Source organism: Ornithinimicrobium sp., assembly GCF_051004135.1.
Lineage (GTDB): Bacteria > Actinomycetota > Actinomycetes > Actinomycetales > Dermatophilaceae > Ornithinicoccus.
On sequence record NZ_JBPCKQ010000244.1, the window covers coordinates 1 to 14,942 of the forward strand.

A 14,942-nucleotide genomic window follows, 5' to 3' on the forward strand; every position below is an offset into this window, starting at 1 on the left:
CCCAGCTCAGCTGAGGAACAGGAGCGGGCCCGTCCGGTCCAGCGAGCCCTCCTCGCCGGCACCCCGCCGTTGTGCTCCGGAGGAAGCTCACCTATCCTTCCGCCACACCCGCGCCGCAACCTGCGGCGCCCGGGCACGAAGGGGTCGACGTGAGCAACAAGATCGATGGGGCACCGGCGGCGCCCGCGCAGGATGCAGGAGTCTCTGGCGTGCGAGCCGATGAGCTGCCGGTCCTGCAGGAGGAGGACCCGTGGACCCGGCAGGAGCTGGCCGCGGTCCAGGCCGAGTTGGAGCAGGAGCAGGACCGGCTGCGCGGCGAGGTCGCCGAGGCCGAGCACGACCTGGTCGTGCTGATGCGGGACAGCGGTGAGGGCTCGGGTGACGACCAGGCCGATGCGGGGGCCGCGACGTGGGAGCGCGAGCACGAGCTGAGCCTGGCCAACAATGCCCGGGGCCTGCTGGAGCAGACCCACCACGCGATTGAGCGCATCGATCAGGGTGGCTACGGCGTCTGCGAGTCGTGCGGCAACGCGATCGGCAAGATGCGGTTGCAGGCCTTCCCGCGTGCGACGCTGTGCATGCCGTGCAAGCAGAGACAGGAGCGCCGCTGACCCCCGACGATGCCGCCGGGGGTCCCAGCGCCGACTCACCGCGGGCGAGCGCTCGCGAACGTCGCCGCAACGCCGCGTTGATCGTGGCGATCGGGGCGGTCTGGTTACTGCTGGACCAGGCCAGCAAGGAGTGGGCCGAGGCCGAGCTGACCGGGCGGCCCCCGGTGCCGGTGCTGGGCGACCTGTTGCAGTTCCGCTTGCTCTACAACCCCGGCGCAGCGTTCTCGATGGGCACCGGCAGCACCTGGATCTTCACCGTGCTGGCCTCGGTGGTGGTGGTGGTCCTGGTCTGGCAGTCGCGGGACGTCGAGACCCCTGCGTGGCGGTGGGCCTTCGGGCTGCTGCTGGGCGGGGCCGGCGGCAACCTGACCGACCGGCTGCTGCGCGACCCGGGTCCCGGTCGCGGACACGTCGTGGACTTCATCGAGCTGCCGAACTTCCCGGTGTTCAACGTGGCCGACATCGGCATCACCAGCGCCGCCGTGCTCATCGCACTGCTCGCCCTGCGGGGCACCCCCCTGGCCGGCGCGCAGGCCACCGCGCAGACCGAGGAGGCGGCGTGAGTCAGCACCGCGCCCTGCAGGTGCCCGACGGGCTGGAGGGGGAGCGTGTGGACAGCGGGCTCGCCCGGATGCTGGGGGTCTCCCGCAGTCGGGCTGCCGAGCTGGCCGGCGCCGGGCACGTGCACGGTGACGGCACGGCCCTCGGCAAGTCTGACCGGCTCGTGGCCGGTGTGCTGCTCGAGGTCTGGCTGCCCGATCCGCGTCCGGCCCCGGAGCTGCAGGTGGTCGCCGAGCCCGTGCCCGGCATGCGGATCGTGCACGACGACACCGAGATGGTCGTGGTGGACAAGCCGGCGTATGTCGCAGCGCACCCCAGTGTCGGCTGGCACGGACCCACCGTGGTCGGCGGGCTGGCGGCCGCCGGCTACCGCATCTCGACCTCCGGTGCCCCCGAACGGCAGGGGATCGTGCAGCGACTCGACGTCGGCACGAGCGGACTGATGGTGGTGGCCAAGTCCGAGCGTGCCTACACGGCGCTCAAGCAGGCCTTCCGGGACCGGGTCGTCGACAAGGCCTATCACGCCCTGGTGCAGGGGCTGCCCGACCCGCACGAGGGCACGATCGACGCGCCGATCGGCCGGCATCCCGGTCACGACTACCGCTTCGCGGTGATGCGTACCGGTCGACCCAGCCTCACCCACTACGAGCTGTTGGAGGCGCACCGCTCGGCCAGCCTGCTGCAGGTGCACCTGGAGACCGGCCGCACCCATCAGATCCGGGTGCACTTCGCCGCGCTGCACCATCCCTGCTGCGGTGACCTCACCTACGGCGCCGACCCCTCGCTGGCCCGGCGACTGCGCCTGGAGCGGCAGTGGTTGCACGCGGTCCGACTGGGCTTCGCCCACCCCGGCAGCGGGGAGCCGGTGCAGTTCGAGAGCCCCTATCCCGACGATCTGGCGATGGCTCTGGATCTGCTGCGCGCGTGAGCGACGCCCTGTCGGTGCGGGCGCCTAGGATCATCCCGATGCCAGCACCTTCCAGCTCCAGGCCCCGTTCCGACGGCGATTTCGTCCACCTGCACAACCACACCGAGTACTCCATGCTCGACGGCGCGGCGCGCATCAAGGACATGTTCGCCCGGGCCGCCGAGCTGGAGATGCCGGCGATCGCCACCACCGACCACGGCTACGTCTTCGGCGCCCACGAGTTCTGGTCGACCGCCCAGGCCTATGACGTCAAGCCGATCATCGGGCTCGAGGCCTACGTCACGCCAGGCACCCACCGCACGGACAAGACGCGGGTCAAGTGGGGCGACGGTGGGCGCGACGACGTGTCCGGCAGCGGCGCCTACACGCACATGACGCTGCTGGCGCGCAACAACAACGGCATGCACAACCTGTTCCGGATGGCCTCGCTCGCCTCGCTGGAGGGCTACTACTTCAAGCCGCGGATGGACCGCGAGCTGCTGCAGACCTACGGTCAGGGGCTGATCGCGACCACCGGCTGCCCCAGCGGGGAGGTGCAGACCCGGCTGCGGCTGGGGCAGTACGACCAGGCGCGCGCAGCAGCGGCGGAGTTCCGCGACATCTTCGGCCCGGACAGCTACTACTGCGAGCTGATGGACCACGGCATACCGATCGAGCGCAAGGTGCGGGCCGACCTGCTCCGGCTGGCCGACGACCTGGGGCTGCCGCTGCTGGCCACCAACGACCTGCACTACACCCGCCAGGAGGACGCCCAGGCCCACTCGGCGCTGCTGTGCGTGCAGTCCGGGTCGACGATGCTGGACCCAGGGCGGTTCAAGTTCGACGGGGACAGCTTCTACCTCAAGAGCGCGCAGGAGATGCGCGAGACCTGGCGCGAGCTGCCGCAAGCCTGCGACAACACCCTGCTGGTCGCCGAGCGCTGCAACGTCTCCTTCACCGAGGGCGAGGGGCGCTACATGCCCCGCTTCCCGTGCCCCGAGGGTGAGGACGAGACCAGCTGGTTCGTCAAGGAGGTCGAGACCGGCCTGCACCGGCGCTACCCCGAGGGCATCCCCGACTACGCGCGCAAGCAGGCCGACTACGAGGCCACCGTCATCATCGACAAGGGCTACGCCGGCTACTTCCTGGTCGTCGCCGACTTCATCACCTGGGCCAAGGGCAACGGCATCCGGGTCGGTCCGGGGCGTGGGTCGGGTCCGGGGTCGATGTGCGCCTACGCCATGAGCATCACCGACCTGGACCCAGTGCAGCACGGGCTGATCTTCGAGCGCTTCCTCAACCCCGAGCGGATGTCGATGCCCGACTTCGACGTCGACTTCGACGACCGCCGGCGCGGCGAGGTGATCCGCTACGTCAGCGACAAGTACGGCGAAGACCGGGTGGCGATGATCGTCACCTACGGCACGCTGAAGGCCAAGGCCGCGCTCAAGGACTCCGCGCGGGTGATGGGGTTCCCGTTCTCGATGGGTGAGCAGCTCACCAAGGCGATGCCCCCATCGGTGATGGGCAAGGACATCACCCTCGGCGGGATCACCGACCCGGCCGACAAGCGGCATGGCGAGGCGGCCGACTTCAGGGCCCTGCTGGCCCAGGACCCGGAGGCGGCCAGGGTGTTCGAGACCGCCACCGGGCTGGAGGGCCTGAAGCGTCAGTGGGGGGTGCACGCCGCCGGGGTGATCATGTCCTCCGAGCCGCTGATCGATATCGTGCCGATCATGCGGCGCGACGCCGACGGCGCGATCATCACCCAGTTCGACTACCCCACCTGCGAGCGGCTGGGCCTGGTCAAGATGGACTTCCTCGGTCTGCGCAACCTGACCGTCCTGGACGACGCGATCGCCAACATCGCGCTCAACCGGGAGGTCGAGATCGACCTCGACGTGCTCTCCAAGGAGATGACCGATCCGGCGACCTACGCCCTGCTGGCCCGCGGCGACACCCTCGGGGTCTTCCAGCTCGACGGCGGGGGCATGCGGGCGCTGCTGCGGCTCATGCAACCGGACAACTTCGAGGACATCTCCGCTGCCCTCGCGCTCTACCGTCCTGGTCCGATGGGCGCCAATGCGCACACCAACTTCGCACTGCGCAAGAACGGCAGGCAGGAGCTGGACTACATCCACCCCGAGCTCGCCGAGGCGCTCGAGCCGATCCTGGGGATGACCTACGGCCTGATCATCTATCAGGAGCAGGTCATGGAGATCGCCCAGAAGCTGGCCGGGTACACCCTCGGCAAGGCTGACCTGCTGCGCCGGGCGATGGGCAAGAAGAAGCGCGAGGTCCTGGAGGCGGAGTTCGTCGGCTTCGAGCAGGGAATGCTCGATCGCGGATACTCGGCCGCCTCGGTCAAGACCCTGTGGGACGTGCTGCTGCCCTTCTCGGACTACGCCTTCAACAAGGCTCACACCGCGGCCTACGGGGTGGTCTCCTACTGGACGGCATACCTCAAGGCCAACTTTCCGGCCGAATACATGGCCGCGCTGCTGACCAGCGTGCGCGACGACAAGGACAAGACCGGGCTCTACCTCAACGAGTGCCGCCGGATGCACATCTCGGTGCTGCCGCCCGATGTCAACGAGTCGCTGTCCAACTTCGCCGCGGTCGGCGCCGACATCCGCTTCGGGCTGGCCGCGATCCGCAACGTCGGGCGCAACGTCGTCGAGGCCATCTGCAGCGCCCGCGAGGCCAAGGGGGCGTTCACCTCTTTCGAGGACTTCCTGCGCAAGTGCCCCGCCGTGGTCTGCAACAAGCGCACCATCGAGTCCCTGGTCAAGGCGGGCGCCTTTGACTCCCTCGGTCACCGGCGACAGGGCCTGGTCAGCATCCACGAGCGGTATGTCGATGCACTGGTCGAGGAGAAGCGGCACGAGGAGCGCGGGCAGGACTCGCTGTTCTCCTCGCTGGGCGACCTCGGTGGCGACGGTGACAGCGCTCCGATCCAGATCGTGTCGCTGCCGCCGATCCCCCAGATCGAGTGGGACAAGCAGGTGCTGCTCTCCTTCGAGCGGGAGATGCTCGGCCTCTACGTCTCGGACCACCCACTCAACGGGATCGAGCACATCCTGGCCCAGCACTGCCAGGGCGGCATCGCAGAGCTGGCCGACTCCGACTCGATCCGGGACGGTGACCAGGTCACCGTGGCCGGGCTGATCACCAGCCTCACCCTCAAGCGCACCAAGAAGGGCGATGCCTACGCCCGGGTGGTGATCGAGGACATGGTCAGCTCGGTCGACGTCGTCTTCTGGCCCTCGTCCTACTTGACCGTGTCGACGATGCTGGCGCAGGACACCGTGGCCATCGTGCGGGGCAAGCTCAAGAAGAGCGAGGAGGGCATCGAGCTGATCGCCGGCGAGCTGACCCTGCCCGACATCCGCGAGGGCCCGCGCGGCCCCCTGGTGGTGACGTTGCCGCTGGGACGGGCCACAGACGGGCTGGCCGGCAGCATCAAGGCGGTGTTGCAGGAGCACCCGGGCGCCACGGAGGTGCACGTCAAGCTCACCCAGCCCGGGCGCTCGGTGCTGCTGCGACTCGACGAGTCGCTGCGGGTGACGGCCTCGCCCGAGCTCTACGGGGACCTCAAGGCGCTGCTCGGCTCGTCCGCCGTGGCCAGCTGACCGGCCGGCGAACGGCATACCGTAGCGTGACGCCGATGAGCCAGACCCCGCCGATCGCTGCCCACCGCGAGCACGTCCGCGAGCACCACGGGGACCAGGTGAGCGACCCCTATGAGTGGCTGCGCGACAAGTCCGACCCCGCGGTGATTGCCCACCTCGAGGCCGAGAACGCGCACAGCGAGACGGTCACGGCGCACCTGCAGGCTCTGCGGGAGCAGGTCTTCACCGAGATGCGCGACCGCACGCAGCAGACCGACCTGTCGGTCCCGGTGCGCCGCGGCGACTGGTGGTACTACTCGCGTACGACGGAGGGTCAGCAGTATGCGGTCTTCGCGAGGGTGCCGCTCGGCTCGAGCCCGCAGCGCCCGGTCCTGGACCCGGCCAGCGTCCCGGCAGGCGAGCACGTGCTGCTCGACGGCAACGTCGAGGCGGCCGGCCAGGAGTTCTTCTCCCTCGGTGCCTGCGACCTGAGCCCCGCCGCCGACCGGCTCGCCTACGCCGTCGACGTCTCGGGCGACGAGCGCTTCGACCTGCGGGTCAAGGACCTGGCCAGCGGTGAGGTCGTGGACGACGCGGTGACCGGCATCGGCTACGGCGTGGCCTGGTCCCTGGACGGCAGCCACCTGTTCTACACCCGGGTCGACGACGCCTGGCGACCTCACCAGGTGTGGCGCCACCGGCTGGGCGACCCGGTGAGCGCGGACGTGCTGGTCTACACCGAGGACGACGAGCGCTACTGGATGGGTCTGGACACCTCGAGGGACGACCGGTTCGTGCTGATCGAGCTGGGCAGCAAGAACAGCTCGGAGGTGCGCATCCTGGACGCCGCGCAGCCGCTGGGCGACTTCCGGGTGGTGACCCCCCGGGAAGAGGGGGTCGAGTACGACGTCGAGGCCGCCGGCGACTCGCTGTGGATCCTGCACAACCGCACCGATTCCGACTTCGAGCTGGCCCGAGCCCCGCTCGAGTCCACCTCCACGCAGGACTGGAGCACCGTCATACCCGCTCGGGACGGTGTCCGGCTGACCGGGGTCGACGCCTTCTCCGGGCACCTGGCCGTGTCGCTGCGCGACGAGGGGCTGACGCACGTGCAGGTCGTGCCGCTCACGGGCGAGGGCCGCGCCGACCTGGACACTGCATACCGGGTGCCGGTGCAGGAGGAGCTGTGGACCATCGACGTCGGGACCAACCCGGAGCACGTCACCACCTTCTTGCAGGTCGTCGTGGAGTCCCTGGTCACCCCCCGGTCCGTCTACGACGTCGACCTGGCCACAGGCGAGCTCACGCTGGTCAAGCGGCAGCCTGTGCTCGGTGGCTACGACCCGGCCGGCTACCAGCAGCACCGGCTGTGGGCGAGCGCCGCCGACGGCACCCGGGTGCCGATCTCACTGGTCGCCCGGGCCGACGTGGCGCCCGACGGCACCGCCCCCGGCCTGCTCTACGGTTACGGCGCCTACGAGATCTCGATGGACCCGCACTTCTCGGTGTCCCGGCTGTCCTATCTGGATCGGGGTGTGGTGTATGCCGTCGCGCACGTGCGTGGAGGCGGCGAGATGGGCCGGGCGTGGTACGAGCAGGGCCGGATGCAGCACACGACCAACACGTTCACCGCCTTCGTGGCCTGCGCCTAACACCTGGTCGACGGCGGCTGGGTGGCCCCGGACCGTCTGGGCGCCGAGGGCCGCTCGGCCGGCGGTCTGCTGATGGGCGCGGTGCTCAACCTGGCACCGCAGCGGTTCCGGGTGGTGCACGCCGGGGTGCCGTTCGTCGACGCGCTGAGCACCATCCTCGATCCGAGCCTGCCGCTGACCGTGGTCGAGTGGGAGGAGTGGGGCAACCCGCTGCACGACCCGGAGGTCTACCGGGCGATGCGCGGCTACACGCCCTACGAGAACGTCCAGGCGCTGCCCTACCCGGCGATCCTGGCTACGACCGGACTCAACGACACCCGGGTCTACTACGTGGAGCCGGCCAAGTGGGTGGCCCGGCTGCGCGAGACCGTGACCAGCGACCCGCAGCAGCGGCCGATCCTGCTCAAGACCGAGATGGTCGCCGGGCACGGGGGCCGGACGGGGCGCTACGACGCTTGGCACGAGGCCGCCTTCGAGATCGCGTTCGTGCTGGACCAGCTCGGGGCGTCCTGACCAGCAGTTTACGTGGGGGCGTAGACCTGGAAAGGTAGGCCCATGGTTGCTGCGACTACGATCGTCCTGTTCGGTGCCACGGGTGACCTGGCCAAGCGCAAGCTGCTGCCGGGTCTGGTTCACCTGTTGCAGGCTTCGCTGCTGGATGGCCTGAGGGTGGTCGCCACCTCGCTGGACGACATGTCGGGAGATGAGTTCCGCGACGTCGCCAAGAAGGCGATCCTGGAGTTCAACACCCGCGAGGTGGACGACGAGGTGCTACAGGAGTTCCTCAAGCGGGTGGACTACGTGCCCGGTGATGCTGGCGCGAGCGCGCTGCGCGACGCCGTGCACCGGGCGGAGGAGGAGCTGGGCGAGGGCGCCCGGCGGCTGCACTACCTGTCGGTGCCGCCCAAGGCGGCCCTGAAGGTCGTGGAGATGCTCGGCGAGGCCGACCTGGTAGAGCACAGCCGGATCATCATGGAGAAGCCGTTCGGGATGGACCTGGCCTCTGCCAAGGAGCTCAACCGCCGGTTGCACCTGGTGTTCGACGAGGAGCAGATCTTCCGCATCGACCACTTCCTGGGCAAGGAGGCGGCCCAGAACATCCTGGCCTTCCGTTTTGCCAACGGTCTGTTCGAGCCGATCTGGCATCGCAACCACATCGACCACATCCAGATCGACGTCCCCGAGAAGCTCGGGCTGGAGCAGCGGGCCGACTTCTACGAGGGGACGGGCGCCTACCGCGACATGGTGGTCACCCACCTGTTCCAGATCCTGGCCTTCACCGCGATGGAGCCGCCGACGGCGCTGCTGCCCGAGGCGATCAGCGAGGAGAAGAACAAGGTCTTCCGCTCGATGCTGCCGATCCAGCCGGATGACGTCGTCCGCGGGCAGTACTCCGGATACCGCGAGCAGGACGGGGTGGATCCCGAGTCGGACACCGAGACCTTCGTGGCGCTGAAGTGCTACATCGACAACTGGCGCTGGGCCGGTATCCCGTTCTACCTGCGCACCGGTAAGAAGCTGGGGGACGGGGCCCGGATCATCTCCATCGCCTTCCGCGAGCCGCCCAAGTCGATGTTCCCGTCCGGCTCCGGCGTGGGGGATCGCGGTCCGGACCACCTGACCTTCGACCTGGCCGACCGCACCCGGATGTCGCTGTCGTTCTACGGCAAGAAGCCCGGTCCGGGCATGAAGCTGGACAAGCTGTCCATGCAGTTCGCGATGCAGGAGACCGACTGGGCTGGGGCGGTGTTGGAGGCCTACGAGCGGCTTATCTTCGACGCGGCCCGAGGCGACCGCACCTTGTTCACCAGCGCCCAGGGCATCGAGCGGCTGTGGGAGATCTCCGACGAGCTGCTGTCCGACCCACCCGTCGTGCGGCCCTACGAGGAAGGCTCCTGGGGACCCAACCAGGTGCACCAGCTGATCGCGCCGTTCACCTGGCGGTTGCCCTTCGAGCGCAAGTGGCGAGAGGGCAAGTCCAAGCAGAAGTGAACGAGCGACCCTGCGTGTTCTGCGCCGTGGTCGCGGGCGAGTCGGCCGGGGAAGTCGTGCTGGAGCGTCGCGGGGAGGTCGCGTTTCTCGACGCGCGGCCGGTGTTCAAGGGCCACGTGCTGGTCGTGACCCGTCAGCACGTCGAGACCCTCACCGACCTACCGGCCGGACAGCTGCCGGGCCTGTTCGAGGCAGTGCAGCAGGTGGCGGCCGCGGTCCGCCCGGCGTTGGGGGCGCAGGGCTCGTTCGTGGCGGTCAACAACACGGTGAGCCAGTCCGTGCCGCACCTGCACGTGCACGTCGTGCCGCGCACCAAGGGCGACGGTCTGCGCGGCTTCTTCTGGCCACGGCATCGCTACGACGACGGCGAGATGAGGGAGTATGCCGATCGGCTGCGCGCGGTGCTCATGGCCGGCCCGAGCGCAGCGCGCTGATCTCGTCCCGCAGGGCGCGCACCTCGACAGTCAGCGCCTCGATGTCCGTGTTGGTGGCGGTGCGCGACCCTTCCTCGATGTCGCTGATCTTCTCCAGCAACCACGAGGCGAGCGAGGCCGTGACGACCCCCAGCAGGGCGATGCCGCACAGCATCAGCCCGACGGCGAACAGTCGGCCCTCCCCGGTGACGGGGAAGTGGTCGCCGTAGCCCACCGTGGTGACGGTCACCGCGGCCCACCAGAACGAGTCCTGCCAGCTGGTGATGTTGGCCCCCGGGTCGCTCCGCTCGGCGTCCAGCACTGCCAGGGCGGAGATCGTGATCACCGTGCCCGTGGCGATCGCCACATAGGTCGCCACGTGACCCCGCAGCCGCTCGCCGGCCTGCTGCTGCAGCATGGCCAAAGCAGCCAGCAGTCGCAACGGCCGCAACGCAGGAAGCGCCACCGCGGCGAGGTCGATCAGGTTGTGCCGGACAAAGGCCAGCCTCCGCTCAGCGATGGCCAGTCGCGTGACGTAGTCGATGAGGAAGATCACCCAAATGGCGTCCTGGACGACCTCGGACCAGCGCCGCCAAGGATCGGTGAGACCTGGATACAGGATGGGCGCGGCATACGCCACAAGGAAGACCAGGGCCAGCACGGTCAGGGTGGTGCGGGTGCGTGACTCCCACGCTTCGAGACGACTCATCCGCCCATGATCTCAACGACGACCAGCACCGTCACAGCAGCGGCATGGCTGAGCCACAGCGAGGCAGGGCAGGATCGTGATCTGCAGTGGCCTGGACCTGCGTGTCCCGGCAGACGGTGTGATGGAGACGGGGCCGAGGTATCAGCGGGACCTCGACCCGCTCCTCGCGAACAGATCGGTGCAGTCGACAAGGGACGGAGGCAGGTATGGCGATCACGAGCGTGCAGTGGCCATATGCCAGGATCGTGATCTGGACCGACGGTGACCCCGCCGACGAAGCGCCCGCTCTGAGCTGAGCTGCGGTGGATTCGCGCGTTTGCGCTGGTCAGCGGGTATTTCGAGTGGTCGCGTCTACGTTGTTGGTGTGGAGTTGATCAGGCGGGATCCGAGCAGGCGGGATGGCCGGAGTCGGGATGAGATGTTGGCGCAGCTGCGCGCGGAGTTCGCGAGGTCAGCCACGTCAGCTCCGGTTGCTCCCGTCCCGGGGTCGTGCGCGGACGCGCAGGGGGTGCAGGGGGTCATTGACTGGGTGGGTCGGGCGATCGAGGGTGTGGACGACGCGGCGCGGGTGGACCTGATCGGGCGCCTGGAAGCAGTGAAGGGCGCTGCGGAGGCTACGCAGGCGCGGGTGAGCTGTGGCGCTGGCGGAGTCGGTCGAGACGGGCCGGGCTGCGGTGGGGGTGCCGGCCGCTAAGCGGTCGGTGAGCATCGGCGCGCAGGTCGCGTTGGCTCGCCGGGAGTCGCCGTGGCGGGGCTCGCGGCACCTGGGGTTGGCCAAGGCCCTGGTGGGGGAGATGCCGGCCACCCTGTCCGCGTTGCAGACCGGGACCATCAGCCCGTGGGCAGCGACGTTGGTGGTGCGGGCCACGGCGTGCCTGTCCGGTGAGCACCGGGGTCTGGTGGACGCCCTGATGGGCCCCCGGTTGGGGGAGCTGTCGGACAAGGCGGGTCAGTGTCCGTCCGGCGCCGGATGCGATGGCTTACCTGTCCGCCCTGCTGCCGATGGGTGAGGCCGTCGGGTGCTTCGCCGCGTTGAAACACTCCGCCGACGCGGCGCTGGCTGCGGGGACCGTGGTGCCCGGGGAAGGGGTACGGACCCGGGACCAGGTGATGGCCGATGAGCTGGTCACCCGGATCACGGGCATCGACCCGGCCCGGCAGGGGTTCCCGGTGGAGGTGCACGTCGTGATGGACGACGACAGCCTGTTCGACGGGGGCCCGGCCTCTGCGGTCGGGTGGGCGACGCCGGGCCGGTCCCCGTCCCGGCGACGTCCAGCACGGCGACCGGTGGATCGGTGAATCGATCGACTCCCCCTACCACCGGATCAGCTGGCGGCTGCACGCGTCCGGGCAGTTCCAGCAACACCAACTCGTCTACGCCCAGGACCCCCTCGAGAATCGCGACGGCACCGTGGGCGCTTGAGCTGGTCTCCGTGCCTCACAAAGCAATGAACCTGGCCTCCAACATGGCCAGCTCCCTGCCGGATGTCACCGCGCTGACCCGTCACCGGCTGCCCGTGCTGGTCGCGCTTGTCACACCCGAAGGTGTCGACGCGGTCCGACGGATCTGGGGTTTCGACGGGGTGTCGCCCGCCGCTACTTGCGCCGACGATGAGTTGTCATGCGGGCATGCATATGCGAGCATATGCGGGTGGTGCCTGATCATGGCGTCGGCGCCGACACTCCGATCAGCGTGGATACCGCTAAACGCGTCGCGCGGGTCATGTCGGCCTTGTCGACCGCAAGCAGGGTGCGGATCCTGACCCTGCTTCGTCAAGGGCCGTGCTCGGTCGGTGAGTTGACCACCCGGACAGACATGGCGCAGCCGTCCATCTCGCAACAGTTGCGGGTGCTGCGCGACGTGGGCCTGGTGGTTGGCCGTCGGCAGGGCCGCCACACCGTCTACGGCCTGTATGACGCGCACGTGCGCAGCCTGCTGGACGAGACGCTGCGACACGTGGATCATCGCGCCCTGGGCCAAGCAGACAGTTGGGATCCAGAGACCGGAGCAGGACATCAACTCAGAAGGAGCAGCATGACCGAGCAGCACACCCACGAGACCGCACAGTCACACGAGCTGGCCCATGAGCACGACGGCGAGACGCACGAGCATCCGCACACCACCCATGACCATGAGCACGTGGAGCACGAGCACGAGCACGAGGACGGCGACACGGTGCACGCTCACCCCCACGTCCACCAGGCCGGCCAGGAAGAGGACCATCTGCATCCCGCAGACCAGTGATGATCTTTGAGCCGGCGCGAGCACTAGGCCGTGTCCCGTGAAGCATGACGGACGGGGTCGCGGAGCCAGATTCTGATGGTCGCGACATCGATGGTGCCCTTGTAGACGAACTCGCGTTTGTCTACAAGGGTGGCCACAGTTCGGGGCGTTGCGGTCCTGTTGATCGCACGTTCCACGGTGTTGCGTTGCTTGTACATCTCGGGGTCCAGGCTCGGTGGTCGTCCGCCCTGACTGCCCTTGGCCAGGCGCCCCGCGACCTGGTTTGAGGGGACCGGGATGGTCGCCGCGATGCCCCGTCGCCGCAGGTGAGCACGGATCTTGGCGGTCGAGTACGCCTTGCTCGCCAACACCGCATCCGGTCGGGTCCGCGGCCGACCCGGGCCCGGACGCTCGATCCGATCCTGAGATCAGCCGATGAGCAGTTCGCGGTGTTGGACGCGGCGCAGCAGCTGTTCGAGGCCAACGGCGTCCAGGACGACCTGACCTCCGCCCTGGTGGCGGCCGAGCGGGGCGACCCGGTCGAAGCGTTGAGGCACGCCAAGCAGGAGTGGAAGCTGCGCCAGAACGTCGACGCCGCCGACGCGATGGCCTTGGGCCCTGCACAGCGCCGGCCGCGACGAGCGGGCCCTGCACAGCGCCGGCCGCGACGAGCGGGCCCTGGAGTATGCCGTCAAGGCCAACCGGCTGGAGGGGCTCAACGCGACGTTCCTCTACCACCGCGGCATCATCGAGGCCGAGCTGGGAATGGACACTGAGGCCCGGACCCCCCTGGAGACTGCGCTACAGACGAATCCATACGTCTGCCCGCTGCACGTGCCAAGGGCTCGCGAGGCGATCGACCGGCTGGGCGCGGGAGAGTAAACGGGGGGGCGACACCGGTCTGCGCAGGTATGCGGTCGCGCTCGTGCTGGTCCTGGGTGCGCTGTTGGGGTCGACCGGCACCGCCGCAGCGGGCACCACGGCCAACGCGTAGCCGCGACGGCAGTGCGAATCGCCGAGAGCGGGGCGCTTCCGGCGCACCCGTTGGGCAACTTCACCGTCAGTCACTACAACGGGCTCCCTCACCCCGGAGGGCATCGACTTGCTGAGCGTGGTGGACCTCGCCGAGCTCCCCACCCAGCAGGAGATCCCAACGATCGACACCGACGAGGACGGCGAAAGAAGGCGGTTCGCAATACGCAAGCGATCGACTCACCCGATCTGGGGTGGTGACACGTCGGGCCTTATTGCAATAGTATTGCAATAAGGCAGCCGACGAAGGGGCAGGTCAGTGACAACGCATGCGGGTCCAGGTCGATGACGCCTATCTCGCGATCGCACTTGCACCTGTGGTCGCTGCCGGACGGCACGGGTCTGCACGCACCCCATGGCGAGCTGGTCGCGGAGGAGGGGACGTCGCGGCTGTGCTGCCACCTGTGCGGCCGGTGGTACGTGTCGCTGGGCGCCCACGTCCGCGCGCACGGGCACACCGCCGACACCTACCGACTGGCGATGGGCCTGTGCACGACCCAACCGTTGACGTCGACCCCACTGTCGGCCACCATCGCGAAGCGACAGGCGGAGGGCTACCGCCGCGCTCGCTGAGGGTCGCAGGACGGTCGCCGCCCGACGCGAGCAAGAGCTGGCCCGACGGCTGGCCGAACGGGGCCAACCCAGCCTTCACGATTTCCTGCGCTGTGCTTACTCCGAGGGAGCGAGCCTGGATGACCTTGCTCATCAGACGGGCCTTGGCCGGGCACGGCTGCGTCAAGAAGTGCGGGCCGCCGGCATCGAGGCCCGGGCGGCGGGCAGCAACAGCGCCGCGGCCAGGCGCTCCCGCGCCGTGACCCACGAGGCTGCTGCGGCGCGCCGGGTGGGGGCTGCCGACATACACACCTGGCTGACCGAGCGCCGCGCTCAGGGCTGGTCGCTGAGCCGACTGGCCGCCGCCGTGGGGCACAGCTCCCCTTGGGTCCGGATTCGCCTGTCCGCGCCCCCGACGACCACTGCGTCCACGAAAACCCCCTCGGGGGTCGCCCGCTGATTTTGTTGTCCGGACCTGGTGCGCGCCGGTCGTGGCCGCCGACTCCCCCATCGAAGGAGCTCAACATGCGAACCACACCCCACTGGAGAACGACTGCGATGATCAGTTGCATGCCATCCCGGGTCGGGTCTGACTCTTGGAACGACCGGCTTTCGTGCCTTTAGGTTGATCTGTCGGCTCGTGCCTGGGGTGGCATCCCGGCCCCACCGGCCAGGCGA

General features: G+C 69.1%; 14 protein-coding genes and 1 pseudogene. 12 read left to right on the forward strand and 3 right to left on the reverse strand.

Annotation, left to right across the window (positions count from 1 at the left end):
• Positions 1-149: 149 nt before the first annotated feature.
• From ACR2FV_RS17420 to ACR2FV_RS17450, 7 genes and pseudogenes are all read left to right on the forward strand, one after another.
• Positions 150-611 carry a TraR/DksA family transcriptional regulator gene (locus tag ACR2FV_RS17420; protein WP_434016971.1) on the forward strand — a complete coding sequence of 154 codons (462 nt, stop codon included), beginning with the start codon at positions 150-152 and terminating at the stop codon, positions 609-611.
• Entirely contained in the window at positions 584-1,174 is a 591-nt protein-coding gene (locus tag ACR2FV_RS17425; RefSeq protein ID WP_434016972.1) for a signal peptidase II, read from the forward strand. The genes ACR2FV_RS17420 and ACR2FV_RS17425 overlap by 28 nt, the downstream gene beginning before the upstream one ends.
• Positions 1,171-2,100, forward strand: coding sequence for an RluA family pseudouridine synthase (locus ACR2FV_RS17430; RefSeq protein WP_434016973.1), 930 nt, complete (start codon positions 1,171-1,173; stop codon positions 2,098-2,100). Before ACR2FV_RS17425 ends, ACR2FV_RS17430 begins: the two co-directional genes overlap by 4 nt.
• 38 nt (positions 2,101-2,138) lie before the next feature.
• Positions 2,139-5,711, forward strand: a complete 3,573-nt coding sequence (gene dnaE / locus ACR2FV_RS17435; protein ID WP_434016974.1) for a DNA polymerase III subunit alpha — start codon at positions 2,139-2,141, stop codon at positions 5,709-5,711.
• Positions 5,712-5,746: 35 nt separating this feature from the next.
• Positions 5,747-7,855: pseudogene (locus ACR2FV_RS17440) on the forward strand (S9 family peptidase).
• 42 nt (positions 7,856-7,897) lie between these two features.
• Positions 7,898-9,334 carry a glucose-6-phosphate dehydrogenase gene (zwf, locus tag ACR2FV_RS17445; RefSeq protein WP_434016975.1) on the forward strand — a complete coding sequence of 479 codons (1,437 nt, stop codon included), beginning with the start codon at positions 7,898-7,900 and terminating at the stop codon, positions 9,332-9,334.
• Positions 9,331-9,768 (forward strand): HIT family protein, encoded by a 438-nt coding sequence (locus ACR2FV_RS17450; protein ID WP_434016976.1) that lies wholly within the window; start codon positions 9,331-9,333, stop codon positions 9,766-9,768. The genes zwf and ACR2FV_RS17450 overlap by 4 nt, the downstream gene beginning before the upstream one ends.
• Here ACR2FV_RS17450 and ACR2FV_RS17455 read toward each other — a convergent pair.
• Complete coding sequence (locus ACR2FV_RS17455; protein WP_434016977.1) at positions 9,740-10,456, reverse strand: potassium channel family protein; 717 nt, start codon at positions 10,454-10,456, stop codon at positions 9,740-9,742. The genes ACR2FV_RS17450 and ACR2FV_RS17455 overlap by 29 nt on opposite strands.
• A gap of 635 nt (positions 10,457-11,091) precedes the next feature.
• Here ACR2FV_RS17455 and ACR2FV_RS17460 point away from each other — a divergent pair.
• The 3 genes from ACR2FV_RS17460 (at position 11,092) to ACR2FV_RS17470 (ending at position 12,701) form a co-directional block, all read left to right on the forward strand.
• Positions 11,092-11,466: a hypothetical protein gene (locus tag ACR2FV_RS17460; RefSeq protein ID WP_434016978.1), complete on the forward strand. Its 375-nt coding sequence runs from the start codon at positions 11,092-11,094 to the stop codon at positions 11,464-11,466.
• Positions 11,459-11,755: a hypothetical protein gene (locus ACR2FV_RS17465; RefSeq protein WP_434016979.1), complete on the forward strand. Its 297-nt coding sequence runs from the start codon at positions 11,459-11,461 to the stop codon at positions 11,753-11,755. Before ACR2FV_RS17460 ends, ACR2FV_RS17465 begins: the two co-directional genes overlap by 8 nt.
• Before the next feature lie 424 nt (positions 11,756-12,179).
• A complete protein-coding gene (locus ACR2FV_RS17470; protein ID WP_434016984.1) occupies positions 12,180-12,701 on the forward strand; it encodes an ArsR/SmtB family transcription factor in 522 nt (173 codons plus the stop codon).
• A 23-nt stretch (positions 12,702-12,724) separates the two neighbouring features.
• Here the strand turns inward: ACR2FV_RS17470 and ACR2FV_RS17475 are convergent, their stop codons facing one another.
• Both ACR2FV_RS17475 and ACR2FV_RS17480 read right to left on the reverse strand, forming a co-directional pair.
• On the reverse strand, positions 12,725-13,048 hold the full coding sequence (locus ACR2FV_RS17475) for a hypothetical protein (RefSeq protein ID WP_434016980.1): 324 nt from the start codon (positions 13,046-13,048) through the stop codon (positions 12,725-12,727).
• 60 nt (positions 13,049-13,108) lie between these two features.
• A complete protein-coding gene (locus ACR2FV_RS17480; protein WP_434016981.1) occupies positions 13,109-13,237 on the reverse strand; it encodes a hypothetical protein in 129 nt (42 codons plus the stop codon).
• A 760-nt stretch (positions 13,238-13,997) separates the two neighbouring features.
• Between ACR2FV_RS17480 and ACR2FV_RS17485 the strand changes: the two genes are divergently transcribed.
• Together ACR2FV_RS17485 and ACR2FV_RS17490 are read left to right on the forward strand one after the other, a co-directional pair.
• Positions 13,998-14,285, forward strand: coding sequence for a hypothetical protein (locus ACR2FV_RS17485; RefSeq protein ID WP_434016982.1), 288 nt, complete (start codon positions 13,998-14,000; stop codon positions 14,283-14,285).
• A gap of 169 nt (positions 14,286-14,454) precedes the next feature.
• On the forward strand, positions 14,455-14,724 hold the full coding sequence (locus ACR2FV_RS17490) for a hypothetical protein (RefSeq protein ID WP_434016983.1): 270 nt from the start codon (positions 14,455-14,457) through the stop codon (positions 14,722-14,724).
• Positions 14,725-14,942 lie beyond the last annotated feature (218 nt).

What these genes read in the sequence shown, in the direction of transcription:
- dnaE (WP_434016974.1), top strand. Translation starts at nt 2,139, where the DNA reads ATGCCAGCACCTTCCAGCTCCAGGCCCCGTTCCGACGGCGATTTCGTC.
- zwf (WP_434016975.1), top strand. Translation starts at nt 7,898, where the DNA reads ATGGTTGCTGCGACTACGATCGTCCTGTTCGGTGCCACGGGTGACCTG.
- ACR2FV_RS17455 (WP_434016977.1), bottom strand. Translation starts at nt 10,456, where the DNA reads ATGAGTCGTCTCGAAGCGTGGGAGTCACGCACCCGCACCACCCTGACC.
- ACR2FV_RS17465 (WP_434016979.1), top strand. Translation starts at nt 11,459, where the DNA reads ATGGGTGAGGCCGTCGGGTGCTTCGCCGCGTTGAAACACTCCGCCGAC.
- ACR2FV_RS17470 (WP_434016984.1), top strand. Translation starts at nt 12,180, where the DNA reads ATGTCGGCCTTGTCGACCGCAAGCAGGGTGCGGATCCTGACCCTGCTT.
- ACR2FV_RS17485 (WP_434016982.1), top strand. Translation starts at nt 13,998, where the DNA reads ATGACGCCTATCTCGCGATCGCACTTGCACCTGTGGTCGCTGCCGGAC.